General features: G+C 42.7%; 22 protein-coding genes and 2 tRNA genes. 3 read left to right on the top strand and 21 right to left on the bottom strand.

The genetic code is table 11. The features are described 5' to 3' along the window. Positions 1-160: 160 nt before the first annotated feature. Together K8Q91_02630 and rpsP are read right to left on the bottom strand one after the other, a co-directional pair. Entirely contained in the window at positions 161-484 is a 324-nt protein-coding gene (locus tag K8Q91_02630; GenBank protein ID MCE9628871.1) for a KH domain-containing protein, read from the bottom strand. Between the two features lie 148 nt (positions 485-632). Beyond that, the gene (gene rpsP / locus K8Q91_02635; GenBank protein ID MCE9628872.1) at positions 633-1,100 is read right to left on the bottom strand and encodes a 30S ribosomal protein S16; all 468 of its coding nucleotides are present in this window, start codon (positions 1,098-1,100) and stop codon (positions 633-635) included. Between the two features lie 187 nt (positions 1,101-1,287). Here rpsP and rnr point away from each other — a divergent pair, with 187 nt between their 5' ends. Beyond that, a complete protein-coding gene (rnr, locus tag K8Q91_02640) occupies positions 1,288-3,177 on the top strand; it encodes a ribonuclease R (protein ID MCE9628873.1) in 1,890 nt (629 codons plus the stop codon). Positions 3,178-3,287: 110 nt separating this feature from the next. Here rnr and K8Q91_02645 read toward each other — a convergent pair whose 3' ends face one another. The 9 genes from K8Q91_02645 to K8Q91_02685 all read right to left on the bottom strand — a co-directional run bounded on the left by K8Q91_02645 (position 3,288) and on the right by K8Q91_02685 (position 10,510). Beyond that, positions 3,288-3,650, bottom strand: a complete 363-nt coding sequence (locus K8Q91_02645; GenBank protein ID MCE9628874.1) for a hypothetical protein — start codon at positions 3,648-3,650, stop codon at positions 3,288-3,290. Then, a complete protein-coding gene (locus tag K8Q91_02650; protein MCE9628875.1) occupies positions 3,638-4,375 on the bottom strand; it encodes a hypothetical protein in 738 nt (245 codons plus the stop codon). The genes K8Q91_02645 and K8Q91_02650 overlap by 13 nt, the downstream gene beginning before the upstream one ends. A 286-nt stretch (positions 4,376-4,661) precedes the next feature. Beyond that, positions 4,662-6,902, bottom strand: a complete 2,241-nt coding sequence (locus K8Q91_02655) for an AAA family ATPase (GenBank protein MCE9628876.1) — start codon at positions 6,900-6,902, stop codon at positions 4,662-4,664. Between the two features lie 89 nt (positions 6,903-6,991). After that, positions 6,992-7,297: a hypothetical protein gene (locus K8Q91_02660; protein MCE9628877.1), complete on the bottom strand. Its 306-nt coding sequence runs from the start codon at positions 7,295-7,297 to the stop codon at positions 6,992-6,994. 313 nt (positions 7,298-7,610) lie between these two features. Then, positions 7,611-8,306, bottom strand: a complete 696-nt coding sequence (gene rnc, locus K8Q91_02665; protein ID MCE9628878.1) for a ribonuclease III — start codon at positions 8,304-8,306, stop codon at positions 7,611-7,613. Positions 8,307-8,325: 19 nt separating this feature from the next. Further along, entirely contained in the window at positions 8,326-9,240 is a 915-nt protein-coding gene (nusB, locus tag K8Q91_02670; GenBank protein ID MCE9628879.1) for a transcription antitermination factor NusB, read from the bottom strand. A 64-nt stretch (positions 9,241-9,304) separates the two neighbouring features. Further along, positions 9,305-9,529 carry a 50S ribosomal protein L32 gene (gene rpmF, locus K8Q91_02675; GenBank protein ID MCE9628880.1) on the bottom strand — a complete coding sequence of 75 codons (225 nt, stop codon included), beginning with the start codon at positions 9,527-9,529 and terminating at the stop codon, positions 9,305-9,307. A 252-nt stretch (positions 9,530-9,781) separates the two neighbouring features. Then, complete coding sequence (locus K8Q91_02680; GenBank protein ID MCE9628881.1) at positions 9,782-10,372, bottom strand: ribonuclease HII; 591 nt, start codon at positions 10,370-10,372, stop codon at positions 9,782-9,784. 59 nt (positions 10,373-10,431) lie between these two features. Next, a tRNA-Leu gene (locus K8Q91_02685) sits at positions 10,432-10,510 on the bottom strand. A 97-nt stretch (positions 10,511-10,607) separates the two neighbouring features. On the opposite strand from K8Q91_02685, the gene dnaE reads away from it, so the two are divergent. Both dnaE and thrS read left to right on the top strand, forming a co-directional pair. Next, complete coding sequence (dnaE, locus tag K8Q91_02690; protein ID MCE9628882.1) at positions 10,608-13,805, top strand: DNA polymerase III subunit alpha; 3,198 nt, start codon at positions 10,608-10,610, stop codon at positions 13,803-13,805. Positions 13,806-14,124: 319 nt separating this feature from the next. Next, entirely contained in the window at positions 14,125-15,864 is a 1,740-nt protein-coding gene (thrS, locus tag K8Q91_02695; GenBank protein ID MCE9628883.1) for a threonine--tRNA ligase, read from the top strand. 323 nt (positions 15,865-16,187) lie between these two features. Here thrS and K8Q91_02700 read toward each other — a convergent pair whose 3' ends face one another. The 10 genes from K8Q91_02700 to rpmE form a co-directional block, all read right to left on the bottom strand. Next, positions 16,188-18,236, bottom strand: coding sequence for a type IIA DNA topoisomerase subunit B (locus K8Q91_02700; GenBank protein ID MCE9628884.1), 2,049 nt, complete (start codon positions 18,234-18,236; stop codon positions 16,188-16,190). A 75-nt stretch (positions 18,237-18,311) separates the two neighbouring features. Then, positions 18,312-19,580, bottom strand: coding sequence for a hypothetical protein (locus K8Q91_02705; GenBank protein ID MCE9628885.1), 1,269 nt, complete (start codon positions 19,578-19,580; stop codon positions 18,312-18,314). Positions 19,581-19,582: 2 nt separating this feature from the next. Next, positions 19,583-20,323, bottom strand: a complete 741-nt coding sequence (gene pheS, locus K8Q91_02710; GenBank protein ID MCE9628886.1) for a phenylalanine--tRNA ligase subunit alpha — start codon at positions 20,321-20,323, stop codon at positions 19,583-19,585. Between the two features lie 67 nt (positions 20,324-20,390). Continuing rightward, positions 20,391-20,609, bottom strand: coding sequence for a hypothetical protein (locus tag K8Q91_02715; GenBank protein ID MCE9628887.1), 219 nt, complete (start codon positions 20,607-20,609; stop codon positions 20,391-20,393). Positions 20,610-20,673: 64 nt separating this feature from the next. After that, positions 20,674-20,746: transfer RNA gene (locus tag K8Q91_02720), tRNA-Thr, on the bottom strand. Between the two features lie 57 nt (positions 20,747-20,803). Further along, positions 20,804-21,199, bottom strand: a complete 396-nt coding sequence (locus K8Q91_02725) for a hypothetical protein (protein ID MCE9628888.1) — start codon at positions 21,197-21,199, stop codon at positions 20,804-20,806. A gap of 14 nt (positions 21,200-21,213) precedes the next feature. Continuing rightward, a complete protein-coding gene (locus K8Q91_02730; GenBank protein MCE9628889.1) occupies positions 21,214-21,666 on the bottom strand; it encodes an elongation factor Ts in 453 nt (150 codons plus the stop codon). 27 nt (positions 21,667-21,693) lie between these two features. Then, positions 21,694-22,449 carry a 30S ribosomal protein S2 gene (rpsB, locus tag K8Q91_02735; GenBank protein MCE9628890.1) on the bottom strand — a complete coding sequence of 252 codons (756 nt, stop codon included), beginning with the start codon at positions 22,447-22,449 and terminating at the stop codon, positions 21,694-21,696. Between the two features lie 41 nt (positions 22,450-22,490). After that, complete coding sequence (locus K8Q91_02740; protein ID MCE9628891.1) at positions 22,491-23,462, bottom strand: PCRF domain-containing protein; 972 nt, start codon at positions 23,460-23,462, stop codon at positions 22,491-22,493. Between the two features lie 57 nt (positions 23,463-23,519). Continuing rightward, complete coding sequence (rpmE, locus tag K8Q91_02745; protein MCE9628892.1) at positions 23,520-23,768, bottom strand: 50S ribosomal protein L31; 249 nt, start codon at positions 23,766-23,768, stop codon at positions 23,520-23,522. Positions 23,769-23,825: the final 57 nt, after the last annotated feature.

A 23,825-nucleotide genomic window follows, 5' to 3' on the forward strand; every position in this document is an offset into this window, starting at 1 on the left:
ACAAAAAAACACCCTTATGTAAGGTGTTTTTTTGAAACTGAGTTCCAGTAGAGCGAACTATTCCATTTTAGGAGACTTCGCAAGATCGACGGATCGAGACTTGAGGAATTTTCTAGCAAGAAAATATCCGTGCTCCTAAGATGGAGATAGTGAACGTTTTTTAAAATTTCAAATCCTCCATCGCTTGATCCACAGATCGAGAAGCTGACATTGGAGCGGGAGCCCGAGTACTACCTTCTGGTTCGTTTATTTTTAGGTTTACGCGAGCATTATTTTTCATTCCCACCACTCGGAGTAAAGTACGGATGGCTTTAGCAGTATTGCCTTGGCGACCGATAATTTTACCCATATCTTCCGGATGAACATCAAGACTAATCAATACTCCCATTTCATCTACCTTGCGACCAACCTTAACCTCTTCTGGATGATCGACTAGGGCCTTAACAAGCATTTCTAAGAATTCCTGATCTTTGTGAGCGTCCATTATAAAATCTATAAACTAAGGCTTATAAATGACCAGGCAGAATATCTGCCGACCAGTTAATTGTAGACGAGGCCAATACCTTTGTCAAAATAAAATCCCTTCGATTTTTTTATCAAAGGGATTTTATTTTTTAAAATTTAAAAAATATTTAAGCGGTTTTTTCTTCAGCAGGAGTTTCAGCTACTACTTCTGGTTCTGGAGTGGTTTCAACTGGAGCTTCAACAGGCGCTTCTTCTACTACTGGAGTCTCAGTAGCCACCTCCTCCTCAACCTTCACTTCTTCTACCTTCTCCACTACTGGTGCTTCTGGAGCTTTTTCTTCTACTTTAGGTTCTTCTGGTTTAACTGGCTTTTGACCAAGCACATTAACTGTCTTACCAGCTACCACCTTAAATTTAACCAACATGTTGTGAACTGTATCAGAAATACCAGCCCCCATAGCCAACCAGTGTTTGATACGGTCAGCATTTAGTTGTGGTTTACCAAAACGAGCATTGTAAGATCCAAGTACTTCCAAAAACTTGCCACTTTGTGGACCATTTTTAGAGTCGGTCACAACCACCCGGAAAGACGGGTCATTTTTGCGGCCAACACGTTGTAATCGGATCATTAACATGACCACGAGATAGTAACATAAAAGGCCGGCTAAAGGCAAGTAGAAACACTTCTAAACGCCGTCAAACGGAAGGTGGGCACTAAGGAAGGGGGTTTGCCGAGTGGCGACGAGGCAACTTCAGGATTTTTTAAGCTTCAAAAAATCTGTACCCTTCTCTAGTGCCCACCTGAAGTGCTATACTCGCACCATGTCTGACACTAAACAAACAGGTACCCTCAAAATAGGCTATAAAGGCCGAGGGTTCGTTACCTTAGAAAACGACCCAGAAACAATTATTGAAATAGAAGTGGAAAACCTAGGCACTGCCATGCACAACGACACTGTTGAGGTGGCAGATAATAAAGTAATCTCTATCGTGAATAGAGCTAAGACTCAATTTGTGGGCCTAGTTTATCGTCGCGATGACGGCCGTTTAACTGTTATCCCCGATGACCGCAAATGTTACGCTCCTTTTTGGATCAAGACACCCCCAACCGACATCAAACCTGGCGAGAAAGTAATCATTAATTTTGATCAATGGCTAGATCCATTAGATTTACCAGAGGCTACAATTATTAAAGATCTTGGTAAGCAGGGTGAACACGAAGTTGAAATCCAATCCATCGTTGCCGAACGCGGACTACCCGTCGACTTTCCACCTGAAGTTGACGCTGAAGCGTCCAAAATCGCCGAAACCTGGAAAGAAGATATGGCTCGGGAAGCTCTAACTCGTCGTGATTTTAGAAAAATTCTCACTTTCACTATCGACCCAGCTGACGCCAAAGATTTTGACGACGCCCTCTCTATTCAAAAATTAGCAAATGGTAATTGGGAAATCGGTGTTCACATTGCCGACGTATCGCACTATGTCCGCCCTGGCACTATTCTCGACGGCGAATCATCTAAAAGAGCCACTTCGATCTACCTCGTCGATCGAACCATCCCCATGTTGCCCGAAGTGCTATCGAATGAAATTTGTAGTCTAAAGCCTCACGAAGACCGCCTGGCTTTTTCCGCGGTTTTTGAAATTACTGACGAAGGTGACATCAAAAATGAATGGTACGGTAAAACAATTATCTATTCCGACAAACGCTTTACCTACGAAGAAGCTCAACAAATTTTAACTGACGGAAAAGGTCTCCATATAGACGAGCTCAATACCATGAATCGTCTAGCTAAGATTTTGCGCGCCCAAAACAAAGCCGCTGGCGCTATTTCTTTTGAAGATAGTGAAGTCAAATTCAAACTCGATGCCAATAATAAACCAATCGATGTCATCAAAAAAGTCCGTACTGACACCAATCTCCTGATTGAGGACTTTATGCTTCTCGCCAACCGTAAAGTGGCTGAGTATGCTCATAATAAAAATAATGGCAAAGATCATTCTTTCGTCTACCGTATCCACGACACACCAAATATAGAGAAATTACAAAGTTTAGCCGTTTTCCTCAAACCACTTGGTTATGATCTCCAAATCGACAACGACACCATTTCCTCGCTCGATTTAAATAAACTACTCGCCAAAGCCGAAGCCGCTGCCGAAAGTCACATCATTAACCGGGCCACGGTCCGAGCGATGGCTAAAGCGGTCTACTCGACTCGCAACATTGGTCACTGGGGCCTCGCTTTTGATTACTACACTCACTTCACTTCCCCGATCCGTCGCTACCCCGACTTAATGGTGCACCGCTTATTAGAAATATATTTAGCTGGCGGGACTCCAACCGAAAAAATGATTACCGATATTAGCCGCCAAGTTGTTCACTCGACTGACATGGAAATCCGCGCCGCGGATGCTGAGCGTGAATCAATTAAATTCAAGCAAGTGGAATATATGTCGACCAAAATCGGTCAGACCTTCGCTGGTATTGTGGCTGGTGTCACCGAGTTTGGTCTGTTTGTTGAAGATGAGTATTCTAAATCAGAAGGAATGGTCCGTCTCTCAACTCTTGATGATTATTATGAATTCAACGAAGCTACTCTCAGTCTAGTTGGCCGCGCCTCCCAAAACCGAATTCGCCTGGGCGACAAAATTAAAATCAAACTCCTCAAAGCCGACGTTCCAAAACGCCAACTTGATTTTGAAATAGTTAAATAAAAGAAAACCCCCGGATCATTCATCAAACTTAATTGATAATTGATCGGGGGGTTTAGAAATAAAATTTTGTCTTCCTCTCGAAAGTCAAAATCCCAAGCTGATAGAAGTCGCTAGATAGTAACCACTGGTGTGAACAGGTAGAGTCCGCCGCTGGCGCTCCACACATAATCATCCCAGAAGTCATAAGCAACACCACTGTTGGTATCAACAGCCGGCCGTCCTTCATAGTTGAACAGGAAGACCTTTTTGCCAGCAGGTAATCCTCTCTGTTCCCGCCAGAAGAGATCGATCAAGGACCCAGATAGACAGAGCTTCTCCAAGCTAATCCCCACCGAACCAAAGAGGTCCAGAAAACTGCCATCGCCCATTGCTCGATAAACAGCGAAGCCTGAGGATATCGCCAGCCCGCTTTCTGGTGGGACCAGGGTGACACAATCTGGACGAAGAATCATCCCCTCTTTTATCTCAAACACGGGAACGCCTCCCTTTTTCCACCAAATAGATGGGACAGGAGATCTCCGCCCGCCTGGCTGGTGAATTGAAGCTGAGTCAGTGAAAGATCCAGCTTGGCTGGCAAGCTCTGCCGCTCTAAGTCTACAGCAGTCAAAGATCTCCCGTTCGCTGGCTGTCCTTCAGGCAAGCGGAAGAGGACCTTCCAACAAATCTCCTCCGAATGACAGCAGTAGAGCAGTTCCTCCTTCACAGACATTTCAGGCTCCACACTAGAGTAACAGACCCTTGTCTTTCCGCTGATGCCGCGATCTTTACTCCAATGTTCAAGTACATAGAAGTGATGTTCTCCGTACCAGTTAGTAACGACCCCCTCCGTTGCCACCAGCACCGGTTGGTGATAAGTGGTCTGATAGCCACAGATTCCCAGAATCGGGATGATCGTGTAGGGGCACTCCAGTAGCCCCATTTCCAAACCCCGCGAATAGACATCCTGCAGAGACATCGACTTGTCGTCCTTGTCAAAACCAAGGTCTTCAAGAGATACCTCGACAAAAGTCATATCAAAGACATCGCCTTGTGGCTGAAGTAGCAACTGGGCAATAATCCCTTCCGCCCCCCGAGCTTGGTGACTGTGCGAATACAAGCGATGGTGACCACCACCATCTCCCCGTCTAAAGCGAAGAGGTATGTGCCATAAGTCGCTGAAACAGAGGTTTAGCCCCATCTCTTTGACCAAATCGGCCAACTGTTCATAGTCCTCGGGACTGGGAATTGGGTACCTGACCCGAAAGACCGGCCCAGATATCAGTCCGGGCAACTTACTATTCGGCCCAGAAAGAAGTCCAGCTGGATCACCGGGTGGGACAACGCCCACTCTCTGTACATTGTTTTTCACGATTAAGAAGCTCCTTTTTAAAGTCCACGTCATAGGTTAACCACATAATTAACCCACAACCAGACCATTTCATACCACACAAATTTAAAAATAGCAATGATTATCAATACTTACGGATCTAAGTGATTCTGGATTCTTACTTAGCAAATCCAGCTGCCTCATCAAATCTAATTGATAGAAGTTTAGATACCCCATCAGAACCCATGGTCACACCATAAAGGATACTGGCTCGAGACATTGTTTCCCTATTGTGAGTGATGACGATTAGTTGAGAGTGTTTGGCGAGAGCGGTCACCATTTCACCGTATTTGCGAGAGTTGGCTTCATCAAGGGCCGCGTCAGTTTCATCAAGAATCAAAAATGGTGGCGGATTAACTTGCGACATCGCAAAGAGTAAAGCGATAGAAGTCAGAGCGCGCTCACCACCAGAGAGCATCTGGAGACCTTTTATTTTCTTCCGTGGTAAGTTCACATTAATATCAATCCCCGTTTCCACTTCTTTATCGCCTTCAGTTATATCACCCTCCATCTCTTCTCCACTATCATCAGAGAAGACGCTACGCTTGCGCTTCACTTCTTGAACTAACTCTAGCGAAGCCGATCCCCCGTCGAACATCAGCACAAAGAAGTTATTAAATTCTTTGTTAATTTTTCCAATACCTTCAGCAAATTCGTGTGACAGCTTTTCGCGCAATTCTTTCATCACATTCTTCAAACTTTCAGAGGCGGTCAACAAATCTTCCAATTCTTTGGCTAAATATTCATCACGCTCAGTCACCTCTTTGTATTCAGTCAGTACATCAGTCCCTTCCATACCCATATCTTCCAAGCGAATCTTAATGCGCTCGATCGTGCGACGACGGTCTTCTTGTTTATCGCGAGGTTCATTATCTGGCACAAAAGAAGCCATAAAGCGATCGTACTCCAGCACTTCCCGATCCACTAAAGTCACCGCCTCATCTAGCTCTCGTTTGAAGTTTTCTTGAAGAACCGCCAAAGTCCTAGATTCCGCTTCAGTGGCATCAAGAATAGAAGATAACTCCATTTTCTTAGAGCGTAATTCAAACACTTCTCGCTCGGCGCCGCGAGTCGCTTCGCGCTCTTTTTCTATCGCTTGTTTAAGTTCTAACTGACGACCCAAGTTTTTCTCTTCGTCGGCAATCAATTGAGCCAGTTCCTGATCAAGTTCTACTTTCTGATTTTTCAGTGAAGCTAAAACTTCTTCTTTATTATCCTCTCTCTTAATCTGGTGTTTAAATTTATCAACAAAATTTCTCAGTAAACTTTTGACTTCAATCAAGGCCGAGCGTAAGACTGAGATATTATCAAGCTGAGCCCGACTATCAATATGCGCTTCAATATTAGCCAAGACTGATTTCAACTCTGACATCGGCACCGAGGCATCTTCTTCGGTTTTTATTTCCGCCAATTGTTCCGTCTTTATTTCAATCAAACCTTCTAGACGACCAAGTTGCCGAGCAATATCGTCTTTCTTGGTGCGAATATCGCGAAGGAGGCGCTCCAGCACCGCCAATTCTCCACTGGCCGCTGATTCACTAATATCGCGCTTAAGTGCCTGTTCCGCATCAGCTAAACGAGCCAAAACAGCTGTTAGTTCCGCTTGCGGTCCAGACTTTTTGTGAGTCAAGCTATTGGCGGTTTCAATTAAATAAACTGATTCGCGTTTTAAATATTCAAAATATAATTTCTTGAGTTCCCGACGCATTTCGTCAGCCTTCTCCACTTTCTCGACCTGCTTTTTCAAAAACCGAATATGCGGCGCAATCTCGCGACGGAGTGATTCTATTTCTTTAACATTTTGCTCGGTCTTATCTAATTTCTTTTCACTTTCGGTAATTTTCCATTGATACACTTTCAAACCTAAAGCCTCTTCAATCATTTCTTGCCGATCTTTAATACTGGAATTTAAAATTCGATCAGCTTCGCCTTGAGAAATAATATGATGACCGGTCGAACCAAGCGAGACTGAACCAAGTAGCTCAATAATATCTTTCAATCGCACAGCTGAACCATTGATCGCGTACTCGTTGGAACCATCGCGATGGACAGTACGGGTGATAACTACTTCATCATAATCAATATTGAAACGCTTCGATGTATTATCAAAAGCGACCGAGACTGAGGCTCGATTGAGCCGACCACTGGAACTAGTGCCGTTGAAAATTAAGTCTTCTCCACGTTTACCACGCAGAGATTTGAGAGACTGCTCACCGAGCACCCAACGAAAGGCTTCGGCCACGTTTGATTTACCAGAGCCATTAGGACCGACAATAGATGTAACCGGCGCGTCAAAAGACAAGGTCGTTTTTTTACCAAAAGACTTAAAACCATTTATTTCTAGCCTGGTGAGACGCATGGGTAAATAATACCATAAGCTTATCTTCCCTAGAAACAATGAACCCGCCTCGCGACGTGTTCATTGTCGGGGCGGGTGTGAAATCTGATTTAGTCTTGGTGGACAGGTACGTCCATGACTTCGCCAAAACGCGAAATGGCACCTTTGTAATCAATCGTGGCCAAATCCGGGAACAATTCCAGAAGAACCGGCCGCAACTGCTCACGACAGACAAACGCTGTACCACTCCACGAATCACAACCAGCTGCCACTTCGGATGGCAAAGCGGTCTTCGCCAAATCCATCAACTCTTGGGTTGTGACGGCCACAGTCCCAGGCAAGGTCTTGGCCGAGCCTACCAACCAAAGTACTCTGGTTGGATGTTTTTTTGTGACCCAACTGGCTACAGAAGACATTTTTTCTACTCCTTGTTAGAATTTAGACTGACCATAAACTGCCACAAAGCAGACCATAAGGCCAACTAAACCCATTTATTCTGTAATTAATTATACACCCAAATAGTCTTTCTGTCAAGGAATTGGGTTTTTGAAGTAAGCGAAACAAGTTCTCAGACAAAGGCTCGCACAACAGTCGACTAGCCGGTTTTTGCATTTTTGGGCCAAGTGAACCCCTGCTTTTTGGGAGGCTTCGCAAGACGGGTAGTCGAGACTTGAGGAATTTTTCAGCAGAAAAATATCCGTACTCCCAAAAAGCAGGGGTGAACGATTTTTAATCCCACCCCTTCTCCTTCAACCCCTTATCTGCCGCATCCTGCTCCGCTTCTTGTTTAGAGTGACCTTCACCAGTCGTCACCTGCTCTTCACCAATAAACAAACCGACGGTAAATTTTTTATTATGATCCGGACCAACTTCAGCTAAGACTTGGTAAGCAGGGGTCACACTAAAGTGCTCTTGGGCTTTTTCTTGAAAATAACTTTTTGAGTCTTGCCATAATTCCCCTTCGACAATTTTATCGGTTTTATTAAAAAGATTATCAGCAATAAATTTGGCTGCCACCTCATAACCTTGATCCAAATAGATAGCCCCCACCACCGATTCAAAAGTATTGGCTAAAATATATTGACGAGCTCGGCCGGTATCTTTGGCTTCTCCCCTAGATAGAAGCAAATAATCATTCAAACCAAGTTCCGTAGCCACGTCAGATAAAGAGTTGGTATTAACCAAAGCAGCTCGCAAAGCGGTCAACTCTCCTTCTGGTTTAGTCGAATAGCGTTTATATAAAAAGTCAGTTACCACCAATTCCAACACCGCATCACCCAAAAATTCTAGCCGTTCGTTATGAGGCAAAGTCACATCTCGATGCTCATTAAGATAAGAACGATGAATAAAGGCTTGTTTGAGCAAGTCTTTGTCATTAAAAGTCAGGCCGATACGTTTAGCAAATTGATTGGGGTCTAAAGACATATTCTGAACATTACTAGCATTAAGAAGCCTTGTTTGACAACAACACCTTAATCGCTTTGGTTACCAACGGCACCACATCGTCATACATTTTCAGATCCAGCACTTCTGACAACAGAAACCAGCGGGCGTCGGTTAACCCACCCTTACCTTCCTCGAGTTTTATCTCCTCCGGATTGCTGGCTACAGCAAGGAAATAAGACACTTGTTTACGCACTTTACCTAACTCTGGATTGGAAGCAATGTATTCGTTAGTGCCTAAAGTTTCACCTATTGTAATATCTAAAGCCATTTCTTCTTTTATCTCTCTAACGGTTCCATCCTCCACTTTTTCTCCTGGTTCTATTTTCCCTTTTGATAAAGTCCAATAACCAAAAATATCATGCACTAAGGCAATTTTAATTTGCTGACCAGTTTGGTGATAGACTACCGCTCCACCTAATTTTTGAATTGGCATCTCTTCATATGACACATCTTTAAATCGTCGCTTCTTAGCTGGAACGTCATGTTTACCCGGTTCACCCATTTCTTTATACACCGCTCCCAACACTCCATTCACAAACCGGCCAGAGTTTTCTCCACCAAAAGTTTTAGCTAATTCAATAGACTCATTAATCGCCACTCGAGCCGGCACTTCATTTTTATCACCAAACAATAATTCAAATAATCCAAGACGTAGGACATTTCGATCCACAGCCGCAATCTGATCAATCGGCCAATCCGGAGCGGCTTTTTCGATAATAGAATCTAATTTTTCCAATCGAGACACTACTCCTTCCGCTAATTTTTTGGCAAAAATAATTTCCTCTAAACCAGGCGCAAATTCTTCAGCGTCTCGTTCTAAGACTTCCGTAATATCTGGATGTTTATCATCATAAAAATCCCACTCAAAAAGCGACTGCATCGCAAGACTTCGAGATAAGTGCCGATTAGCCATATTGAGATAATGAAAGATCTTTTTATAAAAAACGCCCGCAACCTAAACGAAAAAACTGAGAATTTTAACGAACGGTATTTTTAGCTTTAGCCTTTTTGTCTTTCTTTTCGGCTTTAGCTACCACATCCACCAATTCCTTACCACGGTAAGTACCACAGTTTTCACACATACGGTGACGTAAGTGAGGGACACCACACTTCGCGCACGCCGAAAGACGTGGAGCGGTAAGCGCGTGGTGAGAACGGCGGTTGCCCGTATGGGCTCTGGTGTGTCGCATTCGTACTGACATGGGTGTAAATATAACTTATTTATCTAAAAAAGGCAAGAAAAATCTGGGGTAAAAAAATAGATCGGTCCAGTAAGCAAGCTTACCGTCCGATCCTATTCGCAACACCCCGATAAAAAGGGTGGGGAGAAGAGCAGATAGGGAGTCCTTTCCTTCCCTGGCCTCCAGGCGCACGGAGGGAGCGCGCCTGGAGGCTTTGGGAGGGAGGGTAAGACGCCCGGGGGTCTACCTTAGAGTATTACATAAAAACCAACTCTAGTCAAGGACCCTTCTCAAGAAGGTTTGGCGATGATATAGACTTAAGCCGTTTTTTTTGATGGCTAAATAATGGTCTTTGGTTCCATACCCCTTATGTTTAGCAAAACCATAGTGTGGATACTCTTGGTTAATTTTGGTCATATAAAAGTCACGACTGACTTTGGCCACTACAGAAGCCAGGGCAATAATAGACTCCTTCTCATCACCTTTAATAATAGTTTTCTGTTGTGGGTAGTAGCTGGGAGCTTTCAGTCCCCCATCCAACAAAACCAAACTATCAGTTGGTTCATGTTCGGTTTTTTCTAACCCAGACTTAAGTGATTGATTAATAGCAGCCACAATTCCAGATCGGTCGATAACTTGAGCTGACACTAAGACACAAGCAAACTGTAATAAGTTATCTTTGGCCGCCAATTTTATTTTCCCATACCATTTTGACCGAGCTTTGGAAGTTAATTTTTTAGAGTCTTTGGTTAGTTTTAAATCTTCCGGCAACTCACCTTTTATCACCACCACTCCGACAGCCACCGGACCAGCTACTGGCCCACGACCAGCCTCATCTATTCCAATCAACCATTTTGGTGTCATAATTTAAGTATAACAAAAGAAAAGTCCCCAGATATTTCCAGGGACTCCGTGTTTTAAAATGGCGAAGCGGAAAGGATTTGAACCTCTGACCCCCAACTTGCTAAAGTTAGCGCTCTATCCGGACTGAGCTACCGCCTCGCACTAAGATCAACGTTCCGAGAGTAATTTATAACCGAAATTAGGCATCAGGTCAAACTCCACCACTGGCCAGAGTTCTGTTATACTCTAACCATTCATGTCATTTGTTCACCTACACACCCACTCTCATTACAGTTTACTAGACGGTCTCTCCAAGACTGATGAATTAGTCAAACAAGCGAAAGCTTTCGGTATGTCGGCCCTAGCGGTCACTGATCACGGAAACTTATATGGAGCGATCGAATTTTATAAAGCTTGTAAAAAAGCGGAAATAAAACCGATTATTGGGGTTGAAGCTTATGTCGCCCTACGCTCTCGATTTGATAAAGACGCTGGTGTTGATAGTAAGCGCTACCACCTGACACTGCTGGCCGAAAATTTTACTGGTTACCAAAATTTACTTAAACTGATTACCGCCTCTTATCTTGAAGGTTACTACTATAAACCTAGAATTGATAAAGAACTTTTAAGAAAACACCACGAAGGAATTATTTGTTTATCCGGTTGCCCAGCTGGTGAACTAGCCCAAGCCTTAGCAGTCTCAGACTTAGACCGTAGTCGACATATCATTTCTGAATTTATTGATATCTTTGGTAAAGATAACTATTTCCTAGAAGTAATGAAGCATGAGGAAGTAGAAGGTAATGCTAACGTTGTCAAAAATATTCAGCTTATGGCCAAAGAGTTTGATTTACCGATCGTAGGCACTTGGGATTCCCACTATTTACATCCTGATGATAACGAGGCTCAAGATACTCTAATCGCTATTAACACTGGAGCTGAAGTCGGTAAAGCCAGCTTGTCGATGAAAGGTGGAAACTACTCTTTTATCAGTCCAGCTGAGGCCGAGAAAATTTTTCAAGATATTCCTGGCGCTGTCGCCAACACTCTAAAAATAGCCGAACGTTGTAACTTAGAACTAACGATTGGTAAATTTGTTTTTCCTAATTTTGCTATCCCAGAAGGCACGACCGCTGATGAAATACTATTAGATCTAGGTAAAGCCGGTCTCGCCAAAAGAGGCCTAGCTGATAGCCCAGCAGCTAATGAACGCCTCCTATACGAACTCGATATTATCAAAATGAAAGGTTATGCTTCCTACTTTTTAGTGGTGGAAGATCTTATTCGTTACGCTCGGGAAAATGGTATTTATTACAATATTCGAGGATCAGTGGCTGGATCAATTACAACCTATGTTTTGGATATTACCAAAATCGACCCACTTGATTATAAAATTCCCTTCGAGCGTTTTCTTAACCCTGAACGACCGTCGGCACCCGATATCGATATGGACTTCGCCGACAATAGGCGGGATGAGATTATTGAATACGCTAAACGAAAATATGGCGCCGACAAAGTAGCTCAAATCGGAACTTTTGGTACCATGGCTGCCCGTGGTTCGGTTCGGGATGTCGCCCGAGCTTTAGGCTATCCTTATGGCATCGGCGACAGGCTATCCAAAATGATCCCCATGGGCTCTCAAGGCTTCCCAATGACCATTGATCGCGCTTTAGAATTAGTACCGGAATTAAAGGAGGCTTACGACACTGAGCGTGACACTCAACAAATCATTGACCTATCCAAAAAAATAGAAGGTGGGGCTAGACACATTTCTGTTCACGCCGCCGGAGTGGTTATTTCTCCCGCTCCTCTGACTGATTACACCCCCCTACAATATGACCCTAAAGGCGAGAGTCTGATTACTCAATATGACATGTACAGTGTTGGTGAAGATGGAGTTGGTTTAACTAAATTTGATTTCTTAGGTTTACGCAACCTAGCGATTTTGGCTGACGTTATAAAGTTGGTTGAAAAAATCCACAATCAAAAAGTAGATCTGGACACGATCCCCATGGATGATAAAAAAACTTTTGAAATGCTGGCTCGCGGTGAGACTGAAGGCCTATTCCAGTTAAACGGCGCCGGCATGACTAAGTGGTTAAAAGAACTAAGACCAAGTACTATCCACGATATTAACGCAATGGTGGCTTTGTATCGACCCGGCCCAATGCAATTTATCCCTGATTACATTGCTCGAAAACATAATCCAAAATTAATTTCTTATTTGGACCCATCTCTAGAACACATTCTCGTCCAAACTTATGGGGTTCTCGTTTATCAAGACGATCTTTTGATTATGGCCCACGACTTGGCTGGATATACTTGGGGCGAAGTCGACAAATTTCGTAAAGCGGTTGGTAAAAAAATTCCAGAAGAAATGTTGGCTCAAAAAGAAAAGTTTATAGGCGGTTGTATTAAGCACACCGGTTGGAGCAAGGAAAAAGCGACTGAAATCTGGACTTGGATTGAGCCTTTTGCCGCTTACGGTTTCAACAAAGCTCACTCAGCTTCTTATGGCCGGGTCGCTTATCAAACTGCTTATATGAAAGCCAATTATCCAGTAGCCTACATGTCTGCCTGTCTGACCGCTGAATCTGGAGATGTGGAACAGATTGCTGTTTACGTCAACGAAGCTAAGCGGATGAACATCAAAGTTCTGCCCCCACATGTAAACGACAGTTTTGGCGGCTTTACCGCTGTAGCCGAACCAGGCAAATCGGTTGCTGATAGTCGGTTTATTAGATTCGGTTTATACACTATCAAAAACCTGGGCACCGACATTTCTGACGCCATCATCGCCGAACGTAAAACGCGTGGACCTTTTACTTCCTACACCAATTTCCTCGAACGAATTATTCATAAAAATGTAAACCGAAAATCATTAGAAGCTCTTATTAAATCTGGCGCTCTAGACGATCTTGGTTTTAACCGTTCGACCATGCTCGGCAATATTGAGGAGGCTTTGGGCCATAATCGTGATATGCAAAAAAGTGAAAAAGAGCAGGCTTCCCTTTTTGGTATCATGGAAGACAAATCAACCGTCCCATCACTCAAACTAAAAGAAGTTCCTCCAGTTGACCAAAAAGATATTTTGACTTGGGAAAAAGAATTGTTAGGTTTATATATTTCCGGTCATCCCCTCGAAGCTTACGCTGATAAATTTACCAAGCTGGAAAACAGTATTCGCCATAATAAACATTTAGCTGATGGTACCACCACCACTGTTGGCGGCATCATCGAAGAAGTGAAAAAAATCTTCACCAAAAAAGGCGACCAGATGGCTTTCGTTCGCTTGGCCGATCTAACTGACTCGCTAGAAGTGGTTGTCTTTTCCAAACCATACGAACAATATAAAAATCTCCTCGAAGTCGACAAATGTGTGGCCGTCCGAGGTAAAATCTCTTACCGCAACAATGAACCCAGCCTCCTAGTCGAAGCCATCAAAGAACTTTGATCACTTCTTTACTTGGAGCACAAACGAGATTATACTAGCTAAGTCAGTAATTGGAGTGCCTACCAAGCACTCATCCTCCTTGGATCACAGACTCTGTGCTAAGCTCGACACAAACGAAGGGTTCGCCAGTTGGCGAAAACTTGGGTGGAACCGCGAGAGATGTCTCTCGTCCCAAGAAAGCAATTTTTTGCTTTTTTAGGACGAGAGATTTTTTTATTAGCGACGTAGAGCGAGCGAAATGGAAAAGTAATCCTTTCTATTTCCGAGCCGAGGAAGCTAAGATAAGATTAATAACTTTTATCCAGTAATTTATAAATTTATGGCCAATCTTGAACACAAACGACATACTTTAGCTCACTTACTAGCCGCCGCCGTTTTGGAATTTTATCCAGACGCTCTAACTACTATCGGGCCAGCGATCGATAATGGTTTCTACTATGATATTAAGTTTACTTCCCCTATCTCTGATAAAGATTTAGCTAAAATTGAAGCCAAGATGAAAGAACTCTTACCAACCTGGACCTCATTCAGTCACGTTGAAGTATCTGCCGATAAAGCAAAAGCTAAATATACTAACAATCAATTTAAGTTAGAGCTAGTAAACGAAATAGCTGATAAGGGTGAAGTGATCACCTTGTACACTTCAGGAAACTTTACTGACCTATGCCGAGGTGGACATAGTGATAATCCAGCCTCAGATATCGCACCCGACAGTTTCAAGCTCGACCGGGTAGCTGGTGCTTACTGGCGCGGTAGTGAGAAAAACCCAACCTTAACCAGAATTTATGGTTTAGCTTTTGACACCAAGGAAGAGTTAGAAAATTGTCTACTACAACGTGAAGAAGCGGAAAAACGAGATCACCGTAAGCTTGGTAAGGAACTAGATTTATTCTTTATCGACGATATGGTGGGTAAAGGTTTGGTGATGTGGTTGCCAAACGGTAACATTATGCGGGAAGAAATTGAAAAACTAGCCAAAGAAAAAGAAGCCGCTGGTGGTTATGTCCGAGTGACTACTCCCCACATTGCTCGCGAAGAATTATTCCTCACCTCTGGTCACTTACCGTACTACAAAGATGGGATGTACCCTGGTATGGAAATGGACGACGCCACCTACTACCTACGAGCCATGAACTGTCCCCACCACCACCGCATCTATGTTCACAAGCCTCACAGTTACCGTGAACTACCTTTGCGTATTGCTGAATACGGAACCGTTTACCGCAACGAGCTATCTGGCACCCTGGCTGGCCTGTTGCGAGTACGAGGCTTAGCTATGAACGACGCTCACATCTACTGCCGTAAAGATCAAATCAAAGATGAGTTTAAAGCTGTTTTGTCGATGATCCAAGACTATTTCAAAATCTTTAATTTGTCTGACTATTGGTTCCGCCTCTCAAAATGGGATCCTAACCATTTAGATAAATATGTTAACCAACCAGATAACTGGAAATATACTGAGGGTGTAATTCGTGAAGTATTAGAAGAACTTGGCGTACCATTTAAAGAAGCTGATGATGAAGCGGCTTTTTACGGACCGAAAGTCGATGTCCAATTCAAATCAGCCATCGGACGTGAAGAAACAATGTCTACTGTTCAGTTAGACTTTATCGCCCGCGAACGATTTGGTTTAACATATACCGACAGTGAAGGTAAGGAAAATAATGAAGTGTTCGTCATCCACCGTGCTCCAATGTCCACCCATGAACGCTTTATGGCTTTCTTAATTGAACATTACGGCGGTGCCTTTCCTTTATGGCTCTCCCCAGTTCAGGTTAGCGTTTTACCGGTCAGTTCCGCTCAAGAAGAGTATGCTGAACAAGTAGTAAAAACTTTGAAAGAAAAAGATATCCGCGTCGAACTTCTAAGCGGTAACGATAGTCTCGGTAAACGAATCCGGGAAGCCAAAGTCAAAAAGACACCTTACTTCATCGTCATCGGTGACAAAGAAAAAGACTCTGGCAATTTAACTCTCGAGGGGCGCAGTGGTGAAAAATTAGAACTAAGTCTTGAAGACTTGATTACAAAATTAGAAACGGAAATAAAAGTTAGAGTATAAAGAAAAACCGCCTCCTCAACGCGGTTTTTCCAGTTAAGTGGCGGTAAAAAATCACTTGTTCGTCCAGACACGAAGGCTCGTGACTCGACATTTCTTTGTAACTCCTCCATCAAGCGTTTGGATTGTCGCCATGCGATTTGTCCTAGAGACTACCACATATTGAATTCCTCCGTCCCCCTTCTTTCGAACAACACGATTAACACCAAGATAATCCACAACCAAATCCTTTCCTTGTACTTTTGTCTCAGAAAACCACTTCTAAAACTCCTATATAAAAGACTCCCACATTTCTGATATATAATCAATTTTTTGTGGGCAATATGTTAAATATCCAAATTGGCCATTTTGGCGTGAGTTTGGATAAAGATACGGCGAGGTTCTACTTCACTACCCATTAAAGTAACAAAAGTTTTATCTGCTTCAGACGCATCCTCAATCCCCACTTGTTTCAAAATACGAGTGACAGGGTTCATGGTCGTCTCCCACAATTCTTCTGGGTTCATTTCTCCAAGACCTTTGTACCGTTGAATCGAAATCTTTTGAGCGCGTTTCGCAGTGGCCACTTCTTCCTCTTCTTCATTTTCTACTTCCGCCACTTCGTCAGGTGCAGCTTCTTCAACTACGCCACCCATTTTAGAAATAACTTTGGCTTTTTCTTCATCAGAATAAGCATACTGAACGTCTTTCCCTTTTTTAATTTTATACAAAGGTGGTTGAGCAATATAAATATGACCAGCTTCAATCAAGGGTTTGAAATAGCGATAGAATAAAGTTAATAACAAAGTACGAATGTGAGCCCCATCCACATCGGCATCCGTCGCAATGATAATCTTGTGGTAGCGAAGACGGTTAATATCAAACACATCGCCAATGGCTGTACCGAGAGCAATCACCAACGACTTCACTTCTTTAGAATCAAGCATCTTGTCCAAGCGTGCTCGTTCCACATTTAAAATTTTACCTTTCAAAGGTAAAACCGCTTGAGTACGACGATCACGCCCTTGTTTACCGGAACCACCCGCCGAGTCTCCCTCCACAATAAAGAGTTCTGATTCAGACGCGTCTTTGGTCTGACAGTCGGCCAATTTACCCGGCAAAGTCATACCTTCCAAAGCGCCCTTACGAAGAACTGAATCTTTAGCCGCCTTAGCTGCTTTACGGGCCTTAAGAGCTAAAATAACTTTGTTAATGATCCCTTTAGCATCATCTGGATTCTCTTCCAAGAACATCCCAAACGCTTCCCCAAAGACCGTTTCTACCGCTCCTCGAGCTTCCACTGTACCAAGCTTCGCTTTAGTCTGACCTTCGAATTGTGGATCACGTAGTTTAACTGACACGACTGAAGTAATACCTTCTCGCACGTCATCACCAGTAAAGTTATCATCATTGTCTTTTAGGAAACCATTCTTACGAGCATAATCGTTTAGACTACGAGTTAGAGCGGTCCGGAAACCAGTTAAGTGAGTACCACCTTCTGGAGTTTGGGTGTTGTTGGTAAAACTAATTTCCTTAGCCACAATGTCATCAATGTATTGTAACGACACTTCAACATTAATATTGTTCGCTTCTTTTTCGACATAAAAAATATTTTTGTGAACAGTGGCTTGTTTTTGGTTATAGAATTTAACTAGTGACAAAAGACCACCTTCAAAATAGAAAGATTCGGTTGGTACTTCTAGGTTTAATTCTGTTAAGAAAAAAGCCTTGTCAGGATCAATCTTACCTGTGTGCTCTCGAGCATCGATCACTCGAATTCTTAGCTGCTTAACTAGGTAAGCTTGACCTCGCATGTGGTTGACTACTCGGTCCCAATCATAGACAGTCTCAGAGAAAATCTCGGCATCTGGTTTAAAAGTGATGATGGTTCCGTGCAATTTTGATGGCCCCACTTTCTTTACTGGTGCTTTTTTCTTGCCCCGAGAATACTCTTGAACATATTTTCCGCCATCACGGTGAACCACCGCTTGTAGATCGGTTGATAAAGCATTCACCACCGACGCTCCTACTCCGTGCAAACCACCAGAAATTTTATATGAATCACCTTCAAACTTACCGCCGGCGTGAAGGACGGTCATAACTGTCTCCAACGCTGACACTTTTGTCTTGCTGTGCATATCAACCGGAATACCAACACCATTGTCCGCCACTCGTATAATGTTGCCAGGCAAAATAGCAATTTCGATCTCATCACAACGACCGTTCATCGCTTCATCACGAGAGTTATCAAAAATCTCAATCAACAAGTGCTGAAGACCGTCAGGACCAGTAGACCCAATATACATACCCGGACGCTTCCGGACCGCCTCGAGACCCTCAAGAACCACGATCTGGTCCGCTCCGTATTTTGGTTGTTTTTCCTCTTTTTTAGCCATAAAAATCTACACTAGACAAGCTAGGTTATTCCTCTGATTTTAGCATATTTCTGGTTAAGAAGAAAGCTTAAAAAGTTAACTTCTGACCTCAAAACCACCCTGGTTTTTAAGCTCGGATTCTACCTTATCCATCACCTCTTTAATCTCTCCGTCGGACAATGTTCGCTCTGGTGATTGAAAGACCAAACGGAAAGCTAATGATACCCGGCCGTCTTTGTGAAATTCGTCAAACAAGACTGGTCCCCTAACCAATAGATCGCCAGCCTGGCTTTTAATCATTTCGGCTACACTTTCTGGACCAGTACCCTCTGGAACAAACAATGCTATGTCACGTGTAATCCTCGGGAAAGCCGAGAATTTTTTGTAGATTACCGACTGACAATAATTTTTTAATAATTCCAGATCTTTTTGATCAACTGTAATTAAGGTTAACGGAAACTCAATTATAGCCGTCGTTTCAGATGTAATCGGCGAAATATTATTCACACCCAATTTGGCTAGAGCTTCAGTTAAAAAATCAGACTTGTTAAATTTAGCCTTACTAAAACCAACACCAATTACCACCCTCACCTCTTCTCCACTGCCAGGAAAAACACTACCAATATCAAACACTTTAACTAACTCACTATCAAATAAAATATTTTTTAGATTTAATTCGATTTTTTCTTTTAACCCATCAATTAGATTTGTCCGCAAAAACGGCTTATCTTGTTGTAATGGTTTTAAGACCTGCAGATCTCCCGTCTCGGCAAAAGAGTAACCATAGATTTCAGTAAAACCTAATTTCACCAACTTAGCCCGAACAATCTGGGTGCGCAAAAAATTGTCAGCATCCGTGACTCTATTAGTCTCAGGTAAATTAGTGACCACTATTTTATCGTAACCATAAATCCTCCCCACTTCTTTGATTAAATTTTCAGGCAAAACAATATCTGGACGAGTAGCTGGAACAACACAAGTTACCACCCCACTACCGACTTGTGGTTTTAAATTGAGACTAGTTAAGATCTCCACCACAACTCCTTCCGGCACCTCCACCCCCAATCGCTCATTTATTAACTGCAGACTAACAGTCACTTCTCTGGTGCCACCCGTTGAAACCACCCCAAACTCTGTCTTAAGTGGTAGCTTAAAAATAGCACTGACTTCTTTAGCAATCCCGAACTCATCAGCACAATCAAAAGTGCGATCAGGTAAAACCTTCAGATCTAAAATAGTGTCTTCCCCACTATTAATTAACTCTTCCACCTCAAACGCGTGAAAAATAATTCCCTGCGCCAAATCCTCCACTTTAGGCAGTGGTTGGTCAAAAAAAGTTTGGAGTTTATTATAGGAAACTTTCATAACTAAAATTGGTTTATGAATCTTAAATCACCACTATACAATAGTCGCACATCATCGATGCCGTATTTAAGCATTGCCAGACGATCTAAACCAACACCAAAAGCGTAGCCTTGCCACTGATTACTCTCTAGACCAACTGATTTTAAAACATGAGGGTGCACCAGACCAGCCCCTAAAATTTCAATCCAACCAGTCCCTTTACAAACCGAGCAGGTTGCACCGGGTCCAGCACACTTAAAACATTTAACATCAACCTCTACTCCAGGCTCCACAAATGGAAAGAAGCTAGGTCGAAACCTAATGGCCAATTCTCTACCAAACAGTCGACTAAAAAAAGTTTGCAACGTACCTTTCAAATGACCAAGACTGACTTGTTTATCAATATACAAACCTTCAAGTTGATAAAATTGAGCACCATGAGTAGCATCAGTTGCTTCATTACGAAATACCTTACCAGGCACAATAATTCTAAGTGGTGGCTTATTAGACTGCATATAACGGATCTGAACTGGTGAAGTATGGGTCCGTAGTAATCTTTCCGGGTCAATCCAAAAAGTATCATGCATGGCTCGGGCCGGATGACCTTCTGGAATGTTTAAAGCGTCGAAGTTATGAAAAGGGGTTTCTAATTCAGGGCCATCGGCTACATTGAAGCCAAGTTCAGCAAAAATAGCCGCTGACTCGGTAATAATTTTGGACAAAGGATGTAGATGTCCAAGCTTCTGGTCTGGGTATCGTTCCATCTGGTTTAGTATACTGAAAAAAGTCTGATTGTAAAAACAAAATCCGCCAGATCGGCGGATTTTGTTTTTACAGCTTCTGCAACTCTTTTAAATCATGGTCTGGCCAATAAAGTATAGCTAACCCCACCACAATACCACCTAAAGCCGTAATAATCGGACTACCACTAAAAAACAGCTTATCAACCCCATCCAAGACATACCAGATCCCTCGCCAAATCAGAACCAAACCAATCGCAATACTCATATTGCTAGTTAAGTACCTCCAAGTTAATTTATGTTTAGACATATTAAACTACAGTATAACAAATTTATAAGGGAAATGTCGGCCCCTTCACACCCTCTTCTTCCAGAGCCACCTGTCAGACTCGAACTGACGACCACCCGTTTACAAAACGGGAGCTCTACCAACTGAGCTAAGGTGGCAAACATGTTGGTTAAAACTCACCTAGATATTCTACACAAAAATCTCAAAAAACCAAATTACATTACTGATTGCGAACGAATCCGGTCTTGGTGATTTTTTATTTCTCGTAAAAAATGAGAGGCATCTCCTTGTTTAGACAACTCCTGCTTCCCTTTAACTGAATTAATCACCCGACCAAATCTTTTCTCTAATTTGTGAGCAAGGTACTTAACAATCAAAGCTGTCTTTTGACCCATCACCAAAAAATACAAGTAAGCGTGGTGAGCCAAATCTCGACCAATCACTGTTAAATGAAAAGCCAAGGAGTCAACCTTGTAATCAATCACCTGTCTAACCGACGTTTCGACCAAAACAGACACTCGTCGACGTCTCATGGTTAAGACTTTAAACATCAAAGAACCAGCGACTATCGCATAACAAGCGACACTAATCCATAATAATGTTAAAGACATAGAAAGAAAAACTACTACTCAGCCACATCAAAACGAACAAATTTAATCAATTCCACTCGTTCACCAAATTTTTGACTAGCCCCCTTAAATAAATCTCCAATTGTTTGATCTGGATTCTTAATGAAAGGCTGGGTCATTAATTCCTCTGGAGAGGTTGGCGCCATAGCTGCAATCTGCATAGCCACATCATCAACTATAGCCTTAAATTCTGGATTCTTGGCCACAAAATCAGTCTCACAACGAACATCAACCAAACTACCCACTGTTCCACCATGAATGTAAGCTGAGATTACCCCAGCCCCAAATTCTCGATCGGCTTTTTTGTCAGCAATTATTTCACTTCGAGCTTTCAAAATTTCTAACGCTTTTGCTTCATCACCTTGAGCTTCTTCAAGGGCTTTTTTACATTCAGAAATAGAAATTCCTGTTTTTTCTCGAAGAGCTTTTATTTGTTCCGTAGTAACCATAAAAATAAAGTTACACTAATAATAGCATTAAACTGCCTGACTAGCTGCCCCTTCTTCCACAATAGGAGCTGGAGCTTTCACTAATTTTTTACCTTCCTTGTAGGCTTCGATCAAAGCCTTAATGAAAAAAGTAATACTAGCCACTTGAGAGTCGTTAGCTACTACTGGGTAAGCAATGTTGTTGATATCACAATCAGAACCACATAAAGCCACTATTGGTACTCGAGTTTGTTTAGCTTCAGCCACAGCAATACTTTCAGCTTGAGGGTCAATCACAACAATCGCAGCCGGCAACTTATCCATATCAGCAATCCCAGCAAAATAACGTTCTAGGTTTTTCTTTTCTAGAGCAATTACTCCTCGTTCTTTTTTAGTATATTTTGCTAACTCACCCTTTTTATCTTGTTCAGTAATATCGGCCAGTCTTTTAACTCGTTTCTTGATTTCAGGAAAGTTAGTAAAAGTACCACCAATCCAACGTTCAGCCACATAAGGCATGTCTACTGTTTCGGCGTAGCGCTTGATGATATCTCGAGCTTCGTTTTTATTACCAACGAAAAGAACTTTTTTACCCTCACTAGCCAATTTGGTAATAAATTCACTAGCTTGATCTAGAGATTTAACAGTTTCTTCTAAGTTAATAACAGCGGTTTTGTTTTTAAAACCAAAAATAAACGGCTCCACTGAAGGGTGGCGGCGTTTACGAGAGAATCCAAAGTGAGCGCCAACTTTAAAAAGCTCGCGAATGATAGATTCTTTACTCTCTTTAGTGTTTTGAGGCATGGGGGGTATTGTAGCAAACAAATATGGCTTTGACAATAGTATTATCCTTGATTTTCCAGCTCGGTGGAAGCACTTTTTAAAGCTTCTAGAATAGGACCGATTTGACCCTCAAAGATCCTCTCAATCCCATGCCAAGACTCTTTAATCCGATGATCGGTAACTCGGTCCTGAAGAACGTTATAGGTTCTAATTTTCTCAGAGCGATCCCCCGTTCCAATTTGAGCTTTGCGGTTAGCCGCCTCTGATTTCGCGGCCTCTTGTTCGTTTAAAGCAATCAACTTACTGAGCAAGATCGCCAAGGCCTTCTCTTTGTTTCGACCTTGAGAACGTTCTGCTTGAGAGCGAACCACGATCCCACTTGGTTTATGGAGAACTCGCACCGCTGTTTCTACTTTGTTAACATTTTGACCACCAGCCCCACCCGCTCGCGAAAAATCAATCTCTAGATCAGATGGATTTAAAAAGATATCAGCCGACTCTTTGATTGGCATAACCGCCACTGACGCTGTCGAGGTATGAACCCGGCCTTGTTTTTCTGTTGAGGGTATTCTCTGAATCCGGTGTACTCCCGTCTCATAACGAAACTCATCATAAACATTTTTACCTGAAATTTCGATTGATACCTCTTTATAGCCTTCAACCGCACTCTTAGATTCGTCGACAATAGAAAAAGACCAACCCTTACCTTCACAATAACGAGCATACATCTCAGTCAAAGTAGCCGCAAATAGCGAAGCTTCATCACCACCAGCCCCAGCTCTGATTTCCATAATCATGTCATCGGCCCCATCAGTGCCAGTGCTTTCTTTTTTCTTGTTGGCAATTTCTTCTACCTGTTTTAACATCTCATCTTTAGCCTGATTAAGAGTTTGTAGTTCCTCTACAGCCAGTTCTTTAAAAGATTCATCAGCCTGAGCTAGACTTTCCACCTCAGCAACTTTAAGAACCAACCGATCGTATTCGGCCATCAAATAAGTAGTTTTTGGGTTTTGACGATAAGCGTCGAGGTCCATAAGAATAGGCAGAACACCCCAATTTTTCCTTAGGAAAAATTGGGGTGTTCTAAGTAGTTAAGCTTCGACTTTCTTAGTTTTAGGCTTCTTAACAGTGGGAGCGACAGCTTTTTCTCGGCGAGCCTTGAATTTCTCAACGCGGCCAGCAGTGTCGATAACTTTATCATTACCAGTAAAGAAAGGATGGCAGTTAGAGCAGATTTCCACTTGAATTGTCTCCTTAGTAGAACCGACAGTGAAAGAGGCCCCACAAGCGCAGGTGACCTTAGAATTAATGAAATAGGTTGGATGTATTTCCTTTTGCATAGATGGAACTATAGCAAACAAGGCTATTTTTGGCAAGAATTTAGCTTATCAGTTTAA

Source organism: Candidatus Vogelbacteria bacterium, assembly GCA_021414225.1.
GTDB lineage: Bacteria > Patescibacteriota > Minisyncoccia > Phycocordibacterales > XYD1-FULL-46-19 > JAIOOX01.